Source organism: Rhizobium sp. YS-1r, assembly GCF_000757525.1.
GTDB lineage: Bacteria > Pseudomonadota > Alphaproteobacteria > Rhizobiales > Rhizobiaceae > Neorhizobium > Neorhizobium petrolearium.
In genome coordinates, this window is the sequence record NZ_JPYQ01000056.1 from 604459 (window position 1) to 617096 (window position 12638).

Sequence of the window (12638 nt, forward strand, 5' to 3'; positions counted from 1 at the left end):
GACCATGATGGACTTTGAGGATTTCGGCGGTAGCGCACTTTCTACGACACCGCTGTCCCAAGCCGAAAAAGCGGCTGCAATTCTTCTCGCCATGGGCAAGGGCGTCGCCGGCAAGCTTCTCAAATATTTCACCCAGAGCGAGTTGCAGAATATCATTGCTTCGGCACAGGCGCTCCGCGCGATCCCGCCCGATGAACTTCTTCAGGTCGTGAACGAGTTCGAGGACCTTTTCACCGAGGGAACCGGCCTCATGGACAATGCGGCAGCGATCGAGGGCATTCTCGAAGCTGGCCTGACCCCGGAAGAGGTGGATGGGCTGCTCGGCCGTCGCGCCGCCTTCGAGGCCTACCAGGCCAATATCTGGGACCGGCTGCAAGATGCCGAGCCTGCGTTCGTGGGCAAGTTCCTGTCGCGCGAACATCCGCAGACAATTGCCTACATCCTTTCGCAGATGCCCTCCAGTTTCGGTGCGAAAGTCCTGCTTCAGCTCCCCGAGAGCCGTCGTGCCGACATTATGAACCGTGCCGTCAACATGAAGGAAGTCAGCCCCAAGGCGGCGCAGATCATCGAAAACCGGGTGATCGAGCTGATCGCCGCAATCGACGCCGAGCGCAACGCCAACGGCTCGAACAAGGTTGCCGAGCTCATGAACGAACTCGAGAAGAACCAGGTCGATACCCTGCTCAACTCGCTCGAAACGATCAGCAAGGAATCGGTCAACAAGGTCCGCCCGAAAATCTTCCTCTTCGAAGACCTCCTGTACATGCCGCAACGCAGCCGCGTCATGCTGCTCAACGATGTGGCGGCAGACATTCTCACCATGGCACTGCGCGGCTCGAACAACGAGATCAGGGAATGCGTACTTTCGGCGATCAGCCCGCGCCAGCGCCGCATGATCGAAAGCGATCTCGCCGTCCAGGCTCCGAACCTCAATCCGCGCGAAGTGGCGATCGCCCGCCGCGCCGTCGCACAGGAAGCAATCCGGCTCGCCAACTCCGGCCAGATTCTTCTCAAGGAAGAAAAGAAGGACGAAGAAAAGCCGGCGGAAGCCGCCTGATACGGAATGATGCACGAGGAAGGGAAACGGGGTGGGGCGATCCTCACTCCGTTTTCGTTGCGGTTGGCGCTGCCATCAATCCCGCAACCCACAGTCTTTTTGTTGACTCGATTAGCGGGTAGCCGGCGATGCGATAACATCGCTGGCGGCGGCGGCCGATTCGTTTGAGCCACGTCCCCGCAACCCAAGGTCGATTGGTCCCGCGCCGTGTCGGATGAAGACAAGGACAGCAAAACAGAAAACCCCACCGCCAAACGAATGACCGAGGCGGCGGAAAAGGGTAACATACCCTTTTCGCGGGAAGTGCCGCTCTTCGCCTCCATCCTTGCCTTTTATGTCTTCCTCGTCTTCTTCCTTCCGTCAGGGATAATGCGGGTCGGCGAAACGCTGAAGGACCTTTTCGAGCAACCGGATCAATGGCGGCTGGAGAACACGCCGGACGTCGTCTCGCTTGGTGTCCACCTTGCCTGGGCGATCGCGGCCTTGCTGGTTCCGGCCATGCTGCTCTTTATTGTATTCGGGCTGGCTTCGTCGTTTGCGCAGAACATGCCGTCGTTGGTGCTCGAACGTGTGCGGCCACAAATTTCACGGCTTTCGCCGATGAAGGGCTTTAGCCGGATCTACAGCATTCCGGGGCTGGTGGAGTTCGGCAAGTCGCTCTTCAAGATCCTGATTGTCTCGATCATCATGTATTTCGCATTGCGGGGCGAGTTTTTCGCCTCGCTGGATGCGATGTTCTCCGATCCTCAGGTCATTCTCGTCAAGCTGGACACGATTATCAGAAAGATGGTGATCGTCGTCATCCTTTCCGCCGGCTTCCTGGCGGTCGTCGACGTCCTGTGGACCCGTCATCACTGGTACAACCAACTCAAGATGACCAAACAAGAGGTCAAGGACGAATATAAGCAGGCGCAGGGCGACCCGATCGTCAAGTCACGTCAGAAATCGGTGGCTCGCGACCGAGCACGCCGCCGCATGATCAACAATGTGCCTCGCGCCACGCTCGTCATCGCCAACCCGACTCACTATGCCGTTGCCTTGCGATACGTGCGCGAGGAGAACGATGCGCCCGTGGTCGTGGCCAAGGGGCAGGACCTGATTGCCCTTAAGATCCGTGAAATAGCCGAAGCCAACGGCATCCCTGTTTTCGAAGATCCGCCCCTGGCACGCTCCATGTTTGCGCAAGTCTCAGTGGATAGTGTCATTCCACCAGCCTTCTACAAGGCTGTGGCAGAACTTGTGCACCGGGTCTACGCATCCCGGTCTCTGAAAAAACGGGCACGCTGAGCGTCATGAAAAAATGCACCTATTCCATCGAACGGGAAAAAATCGTCGCACAAGCAATCAGTCCGGTGGCTTCCGAGCTTCGCCTGCTCGATGCAGGCGACCTCATCTCGCTTTTACGCCTGGAGTGCTACGGCAGCCTTGCCGATCTCGTATCGTCTGCTGCCGAACTTTATTTTCATCCCGGTACGGTGAGCTTTGGCGCTGGTGGCGATTACAAGCTCGAATGGGACGGTGCGCCGGAGGTCGTCCTTGATCTCGAAATCAAGCCGCGCGGCGTTTCGGTTTACGCGCGCCTGACGCTAGCCTACAGCAAGGCCGGCCTGGAGATCGACCACATCTCCTTCCAGGAGCCCATGGACAATCCGGACGACAACACCGCGTTCCTGGCGAGAAGCCTGCAGGAAGCCAAGTTTGCGAGAACCGGCGCATCCTCCATGTAAGGAACGTTACGGGGCGGCATCCGGGCCGCGCTTCTGTTTCCGGAAAATCAGTGGATATAACCGAGCCGAATAGCCTTGGCGATCGCCTGGATACGATTGACCGAATCGAGCTTTATGGTCGCCGAACCCAGATAGGCATTGACGGTATGGACGGACAGGCCGAGCTTCTCGGCGATCTCCTCGCTGATCCGGCCGTCGCCAGCGAGCTGAAGGCAGGCAATCTCGCGTTCGCTCAATGACTCGGCCGGCACGCTGCGGCGCTCATCGAGCGCCAGCAGATCCATCATGACCTGGCAGCTTCTGACATGCTGATCAATGATGGCATCACTCGAGAACTCCATGGATGTGGCGACAAATGTCACATATCCGTTGCCGAGAGCTCCAAGTCGCACCGGAAACGCAATTCCCGAAAAGGGCACGACATCGGAAGGCAGCCGGCGCGTCAGTGGGGAAAATTCCCCCGCGTCGGCAAAACTGGTGTTCTCCGATCCATTCCAAATCAGCGGCAGCAGGGAAATTTCGATATGGTCGAGCAGGATTTCCCCATAACCGCTGATCAGCTGGTTGCCGCTTTCGACCATGCCGGCCGCCCAGTTGTCCAATTCGCAGACGAGCTTGCGCTTGTTGGGCAGACCGGCGCCGGCGATGCGGAAAACCGCAAAATTGCGCGCCTTGAGATTCTTCTGCATGGCGGTGAGCTTGGGAAAGATATCCGACCGGCTCGAAGCGCGTTGGAGGCGCAGATACTGGATGCTTCCAGGTCCGTCTGCCGTACCGCTGCGCGAATAACCCATTGAAAATCAGCCCCTACACCAGATTGTTCCGTACCGCGTAGGCAATCGCCTCGGAACGGGTTTTTGTTGCGGTCTTGCGCATCACGCTTGTGATGTAGTTGTTGATGGTGTTGCGCGATATGCCCAGGATCACGGCAATCTCGTCACTGGTCTTTCCCTCTGCGATCCAGAAAAGACACTCCAGTTCCCGCTCCGTCAACTCGAAATCCCGCTCGGTCCTGACGTCAGCACTCTCGGCAAAACTCGCGCCATAAGCGGCCAGCAGCCCCACTTCCCTCAGACGCTCCTGCGACAGGATGGTGCCTTCCAGGAAAAGCAGCATCAGCGAGAACCGCGTTCTGCCAACGCAGAACGTCAATGAGCAGTATTGGCGACTGATGTCGTCAGGCGGTGTCACATCGTCCGGTAAAAGCGCGAAACTCGGCGTCAGCAGGGAAAGGCATTTCTCAAGCTCGGTGGAGCGCGCGTAACCGCTGGCGAGTTCCGAGCCCAGACGCCGAACGAGATCGAACGGCCAATTCGACGTGACGATAAAATCGAGGCCCTGTTCCTGGATCAAATCATAGCGGGCAAGAAGGAAGTGGGAAGCGCCGACATAATCCGCCAGCAGGCGCATCACCCCTTGAACATTGTTCGAACTCGTCACCACTGCGAGGCGGCGAGCCAGTTGCTCACGCGACAGGACCCTGGAGACGGCAGCCTCTCTCAGGGAGAGCCCTTCCGTTGTCTTGTCTACCCCCGATAACTCCATCCGTTATCTACTCCCCGCCACGCCACGCATTTCCTGATGAATACGCGCATCGCGGCATTTCTGACTGACGCACAACCGTCCCAACGCCGAAACGATCCCGAATTTCCGGACGAATCACCCAAAGGGGCCTTGTTCATAGCCGCTTCTGCTTCTCGCCCGTAGCTGGATAGCGCGGCAGGTCCACCCTCCTCGGACCCTCAGAACTCACCGTGCGAATCATGGTCATTGTAGGAGAGACGTTATCAATTACCATCATCCGAAGGCAGGATTTCCCCAGTTGCCCTCCTCCTCCACTGATTCGCGGTTCAGAAGAATTGGCCAAGTGTGTGGCACCACTGAAAAGAAAGGGGCCGGAATGTATCCGGCCCCGCACGATCATATTTTCGTGATAGGTTGTCAGGCGGCTTTTTCGATGGCCCATTTGCGAAGAATCTTTGCGGCGCGCTCTTCGGAAATCTCGACCATCCGGGCAAGACGTTTCTCCGGGCCTTCCTTGACGCGACGGTTGAAGCCTTCGCCTTCGCCGCTGCCCAGAATATCGTCCGAACTGTCGAAGCCGAAATCTGCGCCGAACCCTTCCATAAGCGACGGACTGCCGCCGGCCGGAGAGAAATCCGGCAATTCGAGCCCGGCGCCTTCGGTCGCAACTTCGCCCGCCACGCCGGTGCCGCTGACGGTGCGGATGAGCGGGCGCAGACCGAGCCAGACCACCAGGAAGGCAACGAGGACAAAGGCGAGCGAATTGATGATGCCACCCACGTTGCGTGTCAGCGTCTCCATGAAACCCGGGCCGCTGGCAGCCTCTTCCAGAAGCTGATTCTCAAGGAAGTCCATAGCAGTCAACGTTACGACGTCGCCGCGCTCTGAACTGATGCCGGCAGCCGAAGAGACGATCTTCTGCATTTCGGCGAGATAGGCATCGATCTTGGCCTGATCGACCGGTTCGCCGACCATCCTCTCGATGCGCCCCTTGTTGACCACGACTGCCACCGAGACCTTTTCGATCTGATAGCTGTTGCGCGTCGTGGCGACGGTCCTCTGATTGATCTCGTAGTTGGTCTGCTCTTCCCGCTTGTCGGACTGATCGGAAGATTGCGGTCCTGCTGGACCTCCCTGCTCAGGAGCCGCCTGCGGCACGTTCTGCTCAACGGTTGCGGCGTTGTCATTCTGCATCTGCTGCGACTTCGCCGCTTCCTTGGTGGTGCGGACCGAACGCTCGACCCGGGAATTCGGATCATAGATCGTTTCCTGGATCTGCTGGCTGTCCGTGTTGAGCGTGGCCGTCACGCTGGAGCGGAAATTGTCCATGCCGAGGAAAGGAGCAAGCGCCTTGTCGATACTGTTTTCAATTTCCTGCTGCACATTCTGGACGATGCCCAGCGACTTGTTCAGCTCGCCGCCGGTCTCGTCACCGGAAGCAAGCAGCTGACCAGTGGAATCAAGAATGGTCACGTCATCCACATCGAGGCCGGGGACCGCAGATGCGACGAGATGACGAATCGATGAAGCGGCCTTGCGGCCGGCCGTTGCGCTCGCCCGGATCATCACCGAGGCGGTCGGCTTCTGCTCACCTCTGCGGAAGTTTCCGACATCCGGCATTACGATATGAACACGGGCGGCGGTAACGCCGTTGATCTGCTGGATCGAGCGAGAGATCTCCCCTTCAAGGGCACGAACGCGAGTCACCTCCTGCATGAAGGAGGTGAGGCCCAACGAACCAACGTTGTCGAAGAGTTCATAGCCGGCATTGGTGCTGTTGGGCAGGCCACGTTCGGCGAGCAGCAACCGGGCTTTGCTTGTGCTGCCGACCGGAACCTGGATGCTCGAGCCATCCGTGCCGACTTCGAACGCCATGTTCGCTTCAGCCAACGCCATGCTGACCTGATTCAGGTCGGCGGTGTCCAGGTTGACATACAGCGTCTCGTAGGCGGGCTTGTTCACAAAGATGGCCGCAGCAAGAACGATCGCAATCGAAACGACGCCGACGGCGCCTAAAGCAATAAGTCGAGTCTGGCCGAGATTGGCCAGATTTTTAAAGACTTGTGAAAATTGAGCTAACAGATTCATTCTGTTCCCACATCGCCAAACACGGATATAGAGCTTCTGCCCAGGCGCACCCTAGAAAGCGAAGCTTGTGCGAGCGTTTCGCAGGCAAGAAGCCTTTGACGATTACGGATGGGATTTAAAGAAGGCTTCCGAGCTTCGATAGCCGGAAGAAAATGCGTCAGAAGAAATCGAAATCTCCAGCCGCCTTGCTCAGCGGCTGAGAATGACCGTGACGCAGGCCGTTTGCCAGTGCCTTCTGCATGTCGGCAAGCTTGACGAGGCTGAGCGCGGTGGAAACATCGACTGTCCAGTTGTCCGGAATCGTGCCGGTGATCGTGTCGATGAATTCGGCGATGCCGCGGGTCTTCTGGACCGCAAGGTCGATGCCCTGGAGAACCTTCATGCTGTCCGGCGACTGCAGGATGCCCTGACCGCCGATCTCTATCAGCTGAGGTTCGACCCGCTCGATCAGATAGGCGATGTCATGGAGTTCCGACACCAGCCGCATCAGGATTTCGGGAAGGGATTCCTCGAGGGAAGCAATAGACGGCGTGGCGATATCGTTCATAGCTTCCTCGTGATCAAAAGAATTCGATAGAGCTTTCGACCGGCTTTGGCGGCATGCGTATGGGACGCTCTTCCATAGCCACGGTCCTTTGGGTTTCAGCACCCGTCAGCGGATATTGACGAGCCCGGCCGCTGACTGGCCAGAACTCGAGCTTGCGCCCGTGCTCCCCGCCCGTTGAGGACCCGACCACGGGGATGCCTTCGTCCTTGAGAAACTGCATGGCGAATGCGGCATTCTGTTCGCCGACATTCGAGAAACTGGCAATCGTCTTGGCACCGCCGAAAATCTTCGCTTCCAAGCGGTCCCGCCGCGCCCCTTGCTTCAGAAGGCCGTTGATCAAAAGTTCCATCAGATGCACGCCGTAGCGTGTCGCATCACCGCCCGATGCCGTGGAACCTCCCGAGCCCGGAAGCAGGAAGTGGTTCATGCCGCCCACACCGGCGACAGGATCGCGAAGACAGGCAGCCACGCATGAGCCCAGGATCGTTGACAGGACGACGTTCGGATCGTTTACGACCTTGTACTCTCCCTGAATAATATGGACACGCCTGGCTGCAGCCGCGTCATTCATTTCAATGCTCCAAACACCGCTTCGATGGCGGCCTTCATCTTTTCGATGGTGAACGGCTTGGCGAGAACGTTGTTCGCGCCGAGCTGAGCCGCTTTCTGAACCAGGGCACGGTCGCCCTGGGCCGTCAGGATGATGAAAGCGGCCTTCTTGGTGTTCGGATTGCTGCGAACGGCCTGCAGGAAGCCGATGCCGTCCATCTTCGGCATGTTGAAGTCCGAAATCACCAGATGATGGGGCTGTTCGGCCATGATCTTCATGCCCTGCTCGCCGTCGCCGGCCGCAGTGATCTGTTTGAAGCCGAGCTGTGTCAGAGCATCGCTGAGCAGCAGGCGGCTGGTCACCTGATCATCGACGATCAGAACTTTGATTTTTTCAGCGAGAGACATTATTCGGTACCTTCTTTTCGGGCGGCAGTTAACTTCAACACTTCTTCTCCAATGGAGCCCAGCGGCAGTTGCTGCTCGACGGCCCCCATTTCATGGGCGACCCTCGGCATGCCGTAGACCACACAGGTCTTTTCGTTCTGTCCGATGGTGCGCGCACCTGCGCTACGCATCTTCAGCAGTCCGGCGGCTCCGTCGCGTCCCATGCCGGTCAGGATAACCCCGACCGCATTGCGGCCCGCCAGATCCGCGACTGAATCGAAAAGGACATCCACTGAGGGCCTATGGCCGTTCACGGGTTCCTTTTCGATCAGTCGGCAACAAGGCGCCGACGGATTGACTACCTGCAGATGCCGGTCACCACCGGGCGCGAGATAGATCCTGCCGATCTCCAGCCGCGCGCCATCGGTTGCTTCCTGCACCACAGGAGCGCAGATACGATTAAGCCTGTCGGCAAAACTTTTCGTAAACGTCGACGGCATATGTTGAGTAATCACCGTCGGCGGGCAATTTTTCGGGAACTTTTGCAGTACCGCGATGAGAGCCTCCACGCCCCCGGTCGATGATCCGATCGCCACGACCTTGCGGCCGACGCGATATTCGGCTGTAGGAGCAGCAACCGGAGCCGCTGCAGCGCCGTTCCTGCGGTGACCGGACCGGGCAGCAGCCTTCACCTTTTCGGCGAGATCCATGAAGGGACGCACGTCCCCGGGAGCCGGCTTGCCGACACAATCGAAGGCGCCGATCTCCAGCGCCGCGAGCGTCGCGTTGGCTCCCTGATGGGTCATGGCCGAGACCATGATGACCGGCATCGGACGCAGGCGCATGATCTTTTCGAGGAAGTCCAGCCCGTTCATGTTGGGCATTTCGATGTCGAGCGTGACGACATCGGGGTTGAGCTGCTTGATCGCCGCACGCGCCTCCAGTGCGTCGCCGGCCTGCCCTACGACACTGACCTCCGGATCGGAATTCAGGACGGCCGTGATCAATCCCCGCATGGTGGGCGAATCGTCGACGACCAGGACTCGTGCCGGAGCGCTCATGCTTTCCTCCCCGCGTTCTGACCGGCATATCGATAAGTTGTTATGCCGATGTTATCGAACAGGTTTTTCGCGTCGCCAGAGACGCGTTCGGAATGGCCGATATAAAGATGTCCGCCTTCGGCCAGCAGCGAGGCGAACCGCGACCAGATCTTCATCTGCGTCGGCTCATCGAAATAGATGACCACGTTGCGGCAGAAGATGACATCGAAATTACCCTTGAATGGCCACTGCGCCATCAGGTTCAATTCGTTGAAAGTGATGAGTTTCTTGACGCGCTCATCGATCTGGAACTTGCGGCGGCCGTTCACCTCGATTTCGCGGAACCATTGCTTGCGCATGGCCGGCGTCATGGTTTCCAGCGCATTCTCGTCGTATATGCCGGCCTTGGCTGCTGCGAGGATTTTCGGATCTATATCCGTCGCGAGAATACGGAAGTCGTAATCCGCGGCATTGGGCAAGAGCGAGAGCACTGTGAGCGCGATCGAATAGGGCTCCTGACCGTCCGAACAGGCGGCCGACCAGATGCGCACGCGGCCGCCGCTCTTGGCGCGATTGATCAGCCCCGGCAGGACCTCGTCGCGCAGATGCTCGAAATGGTGGTTTTCCCGGAAGAAGCGGGTGAAATTGGTCGTCAGGTGCGAAAGCATCTCGCGGCGGGCGACGGCACCGTCCGGCGAAGCCACCAGTGCGCAATAATCCCTGAAGCCGCGCAACCCGAGCGCCCGGATATGCTTCGACAGACGCGAATAGACAAGCGAAGCCTTGGAATCGTTGAGATAGATTCCGGCATCCGCATAGATCATCGCCGCAATTTCGGACAGGTCGCGGCGCGTCAGCGGATATTCTCCGCTCGCGAGCACGTCGTCCGGCGACTGCCGGCTTTCTACGGCGCCCAAAGGCTTCATGCAGCTTCGCTTTCCTTTTCCGGGAAGAGGGCATCAAGCTCGATCATGCAGATCATCCGCTTTTCGATCGCGAGAATTCCTCGGGCATATTGTTTCTCAAGGTCGGAAGAGACTTCCGGCACCGGCTGGATATTCTCGTCGGTAATCGTAAGAATATCGGAAACGGCTTCGACGAGCAGACCAACAACGCGAGTCTTCACCTGTGCCACGATGATCACGTGGCGTGCGGTGGGCTCCGCGTCCTTCATGCCCAGCCGGGCCGACAGGTCGACAATCGGCAGAACCGCACCGCGCAGATTGATGACGCCCATCACGTAGGGCGGCGCATGCGGCATCGGTGTTGCCGGCGTCCAGCCGCGGATTTCGCGGACGGACATGATGTTCACGCAGAATTCCTGATCACCGATACGGAAGGCGATCAATTCCCGACTTTTCTGAGTCAGGTTCTTCACGGCATACGACATAACCAACTGACCCGTCTTAACCCGTGGCTGCGAGTGACATTTCAGGCTTCAGTGCCATTTCTGGTTTAAGAGATTGGCCTCGCGAGGCCGCGACGACCGCATCGACATCGAGGATGAGCGCGACGCGACCATCACCCAGGATGGTGGCTGCGGCGATACCTGGTACATGGGTGTAGTTCGCTTCGAGCGACTTGATGACCACCTGGCGCTGGCCCTGGATCGCGTCCACCATCAGGGCGCGCTGACCGCCTCCTTCCGATTCCACCAATAGCGCGACACCGTCGACCGGGTTCGCCTGGATGGCGCGGAAGTTCAGGATGCGGCCGACATCGACCAGCGGGCAGAAGGAGTTGCGGATCGAAATGAGCCGCTGGTTCGCACCGAAGGAATGGATGGCGGACGCTTCCGGCTGCAGCGTCTCGACGATTGCGGTGAGCGGCACGACCAGGGTCTGGCCGGCGACCGTCACGACCATGCCATCGAGAACCGCGAGCGTCAGCGGCAGGCTCATCGTGAACGTGGACCCGTGGCCGGGCCTCGATGAGATCGAGATGCGGCCACCGAGCGCCTGGATCGACCGTTTCACCACATCCATGCCGACGCCGCGGCCGGAGATGTCGGAGATCTTGTCGGCGGTCGAGAAGCCCGGCATGAAGATCAGATTGTCGATCTCATCATCCGAGAGATTGGCATCGGCGGCAATGAGATCGTTGTCGATCGCCTTCTGGCGAACACGTTCGCGATTGATGCCGGCGCCGTCGTCCTGAAGCTCGATGAGGATGCGGCCCGACCGGTGTTTCGCCGACAGCTTGACGGTGCCTTCCGGATTCTTGCCGGCGGCTTCGCGCTTCTCGGGTGTCTCGATGCCATGATCGACCGCGTTGCGGATCATGTGAGTCAGCGGCTCGGCAAGCTTGTCGATGACCGTCTTGTCGACTTCGGTATTTTCACCCTCGGTGACCAGGCGGATCTGCTTGCCGACCATGTCGGCCACTTCGCGGACGATACGCGACATGCGCTGGAAAACCGGCTTCACCGGCTGCGCGCGGATCGCCATGACCGAGTCCTGGATCTCGCGGGTGAGCTGCTGCAGCTCTTCGAGGCCCATGTTGATCGAGGACGTGCCGTTCGTGTCGTTTTCGATGACGCTTTGGGACAGCATCGCCTGGTTGATGACGAGCTCGCCCACCAGGTTGATCAGGCGGTCGACGCGATCGAGATCGACACGGATCGTCTGACCGGCTGCAGCGGCAGCCGCAGCAGCGTTGTTCTGGGTTGCAGCAGCGGCGGAAGAGGCAGCATCCTTCTTTTCGGCGACGCGAGCGGCCGCGTCGGCGGCCTTCATGATGCCTGTCGCCACCTTGGCAGCCGAGACAGCCGCAGCCGCGGTTTCTTCGACAGCAGACGGCTCCACGGCCTTGTCCTCTTCCTCGGCGGCAGAGCCGTCATCGAGGATCGACAGATCGAACGGAACCGGGATCATCGGCAGTTCTTCATCCGTCGATGCTTCCTCGGCAAGCTTCACTTCGAGATCGCAATCCCACTCGGCAAATTCGAAGACCGTGCGGATGTCGTCCTCGCCCTTGTTGGTCTTCAGCGAAATCTTCCAGCTGAAATAGGAGGCTTCCGGATCCATCTTGTCGAGAGCCGGCAGGTCGTCCATATCGCAGGCGATGCTCATCTCGCCGAGACGGGACAGATCGCGCAGCAGGAGCGCCGCCTCATTGCCCTTGGAATAGAGTTCGCGGCGCGGCTTGAAGGTCACTTCGTAGATCGAGCCTTCGAACGCCGGCTCCTCATCGTCGAAACCATCAAAGGAGAAGGGGATCGGCTGGAAACCGCTCTCATCCGTAGGCTTGGGAGTTTCCTCCTGCGGGGCGGCGGACGCGGCCTTCGCAGCCGGCTTCGGTGCCTCGTGACCTGATGCGGAGGGCAGCTCGCCGTTGGCAAGCGCTTCAAGTTCCTTGACCAGGCCACGGGTTCTCGACGCGTCGACGCTGCCACCGTCGCGCGAAGCGCTGACGAGGTCGGCGAGCACGTCCGCCGATTTCAGCATGACCTTCAGCACATCCTGGCCGGGCTCCAGCTTGCCGGAGCGCACACAGTCGAGGGTTGTCTCGAAAACGTGGGCGAAGGAAACCAGATCGTCCAGACCGAAGGCGCCAGCGCCCCCCTTGATGGAATGAACGGCACGGAAAACGGCGTTCACCGTTTCGGGGTCGCGGTCCCCGTCGTTCAGCTTGAGAAGACCCGACTCCAGTTCAGCGAGTTGCTCTTCGCATTCCTGAAAGAAAATCTCTTTGATTTCGTTCATATCCATCGGAGAAAT

General features: G+C 59.1%; 13 protein-coding genes. 3 read left to right on the forward strand and 10 right to left on the reverse strand.

Annotated elements, in window-relative coordinates; genetic code table 11:
- Positions 1-4 precede the first annotated feature (4 nt).
- From fliG to JL39_RS28560, 3 genes are all read left to right on the forward strand, one after another.
- The gene (gene fliG, locus JL39_RS28550; protein WP_037158796.1) at positions 5-1057 is read left to right on the forward strand and encodes a flagellar motor switch protein FliG; all 1053 of its coding nucleotides are present in this window, start codon (positions 5-7) and stop codon (positions 1055-1057) included.
- A gap of 207 nt (positions 1058-1264) precedes the next feature.
- On the forward strand, positions 1265-2344 hold the full coding sequence (gene flhB / locus JL39_RS28555; RefSeq protein WP_037158799.1) for a flagellar biosynthesis protein FlhB: 1080 nt from the start codon (positions 1265-1267) through the stop codon (positions 2342-2344).
- 5 nt (positions 2345-2349) lie between these two features.
- On the forward strand, positions 2350-2784 hold the full coding sequence (locus JL39_RS28560) for a hypothetical protein (RefSeq protein ID WP_037158801.1): 435 nt from the start codon (positions 2350-2352) through the stop codon (positions 2782-2784).
- A 47-nt stretch (positions 2785-2831) separates the two neighbouring features.
- On the opposite strand, the gene JL39_RS28565 is transcribed toward JL39_RS28560, so the two are convergent.
- The 10 genes from JL39_RS28565 to JL39_RS28610 form a co-directional block, all read right to left on the reverse strand.
- The gene (locus tag JL39_RS28565; RefSeq protein WP_037158804.1) at positions 2832-3578 is read right to left on the reverse strand and encodes a helix-turn-helix transcriptional regulator; all 747 of its coding nucleotides are present in this window, start codon (positions 3576-3578) and stop codon (positions 2832-2834) included.
- 13 nt (positions 3579-3591) lie between these two features.
- Positions 3592-4329 (reverse strand): helix-turn-helix transcriptional regulator, encoded by a 738-nt coding sequence (locus tag JL39_RS28570; RefSeq protein ID WP_037158806.1) that lies wholly within the window; start codon positions 4327-4329, stop codon positions 3592-3594.
- Between the two features lie 396 nt (positions 4330-4725).
- Positions 4726-6396, reverse strand: a complete 1671-nt coding sequence (fliF, locus tag JL39_RS28575) for a flagellar basal-body MS-ring/collar protein FliF (protein ID WP_037158810.1) — start codon at positions 6394-6396, stop codon at positions 4726-4728.
- Positions 6397-6553: 157 nt separating this feature from the next.
- The gene (locus JL39_RS28580) at positions 6554-6943 is read right to left on the reverse strand and encodes a hypothetical protein (protein ID WP_052183161.1); all 390 of its coding nucleotides are present in this window, start codon (positions 6941-6943) and stop codon (positions 6554-6556) included.
- Positions 6944-6956: 13 nt separating this feature from the next.
- The gene (gene cheD / locus JL39_RS28585) at positions 6957-7514 is read right to left on the reverse strand and encodes a chemoreceptor glutamine deamidase CheD (protein ID WP_037158813.1); all 558 of its coding nucleotides are present in this window, start codon (positions 7512-7514) and stop codon (positions 6957-6959) included.
- Positions 7511-7900, reverse strand: a complete 390-nt coding sequence (locus tag JL39_RS28590; protein WP_037158816.1) for a response regulator — start codon at positions 7898-7900, stop codon at positions 7511-7513. Before JL39_RS28590 ends, cheD begins: the two co-directional genes overlap by 4 nt.
- Positions 7900-8940, reverse strand: coding sequence for a protein-glutamate O-methylesterase CheB (gene cheB / locus JL39_RS28595; RefSeq protein ID WP_037158819.1), 1041 nt, complete (start codon positions 8938-8940; stop codon positions 7900-7902). The genes JL39_RS28590 and cheB overlap by 1 nt, the downstream gene beginning before the upstream one ends.
- A complete protein-coding gene (gene cheR / locus JL39_RS28600; protein ID WP_037158823.1) occupies positions 8937-9845 on the reverse strand; it encodes a protein-glutamate O-methyltransferase CheR in 909 nt (302 codons plus the stop codon). Before cheR ends, cheB begins: the two co-directional genes overlap by 4 nt.
- Positions 9842-10309 (reverse strand): chemotaxis protein CheW, encoded by a 468-nt coding sequence (locus JL39_RS28605; protein WP_037158826.1) that lies wholly within the window; start codon positions 10307-10309, stop codon positions 9842-9844. Before JL39_RS28605 ends, cheR begins: the two co-directional genes overlap by 4 nt.
- A 16-nt stretch (positions 10310-10325) precedes the next feature.
- The gene (locus tag JL39_RS28610; protein ID WP_037158830.1) at positions 10326-12629 is read right to left on the reverse strand and encodes a chemotaxis protein CheA; all 2304 of its coding nucleotides are present in this window, start codon (positions 12627-12629) and stop codon (positions 10326-10328) included.
- Between the last annotated feature and the right edge of the window lie 9 nt (positions 12630-12638).

Coding starts and splice junctions, on each gene's coding strand:
- fliG (WP_037158796.1), top strand. CDS start 5: ATGATGGACTTTGAGGATTTCGGCGGTAGCGCACTTTCTACGACACCG.
- JL39_RS28560 (WP_037158801.1), top strand. CDS start 2,350: ATGAAAAAATGCACCTATTCCATCGAACGGGAAAAAATCGTCGCACAA.
- JL39_RS28565 (WP_037158804.1), bottom strand. CDS start 3,578: ATGGGTTATTCGCGCAGCGGTACGGCAGACGGACCTGGAAGCATCCAG.
- JL39_RS28570 (WP_037158806.1), bottom strand. CDS start 4,329: ATGGAGTTATCGGGGGTAGACAAGACAACGGAAGGGCTCTCCCTGAGA.
- fliF (WP_037158810.1), bottom strand. CDS start 6,396: ATGAATCTGTTAGCTCAATTTTCACAAGTCTTTAAAAATCTGGCCAAT.
- JL39_RS28580 (WP_052183161.1), bottom strand. CDS start 6,943: ATGAACGATATCGCCACGCCGTCTATTGCTTCCCTCGAGGAATCCCTT.
- cheD (WP_037158813.1), bottom strand. CDS start 7,514: ATGAATGACGCGGCTGCAGCCAGGCGTGTCCATATTATTCAGGGAGAG.
- JL39_RS28590 (WP_037158816.1), bottom strand. CDS start 7,900: ATGTCTCTCGCTGAAAAAATCAAAGTTCTGATCGTCGATGATCAGGTG.
- cheB (WP_037158819.1), bottom strand. CDS start 8,940: ATGAGCGCTCCGGCACGAGTCCTGGTCGTCGACGATTCGCCCACCATG.
- cheR (WP_037158823.1), bottom strand. CDS start 9,845: ATGAAGCCTTTGGGCGCCGTAGAAAGCCGGCAGTCGCCGGACGACGTG.
- JL39_RS28605 (WP_037158826.1), bottom strand. CDS start 10,309: ATGTCGTATGCCGTGAAGAACCTGACTCAGAAAAGTCGGGAATTGATC.
- JL39_RS28610 (WP_037158830.1), bottom strand. CDS start 12,629: ATGGATATGAACGAAATCAAAGAGATTTTCTTTCAGGAATGCGAAGAG.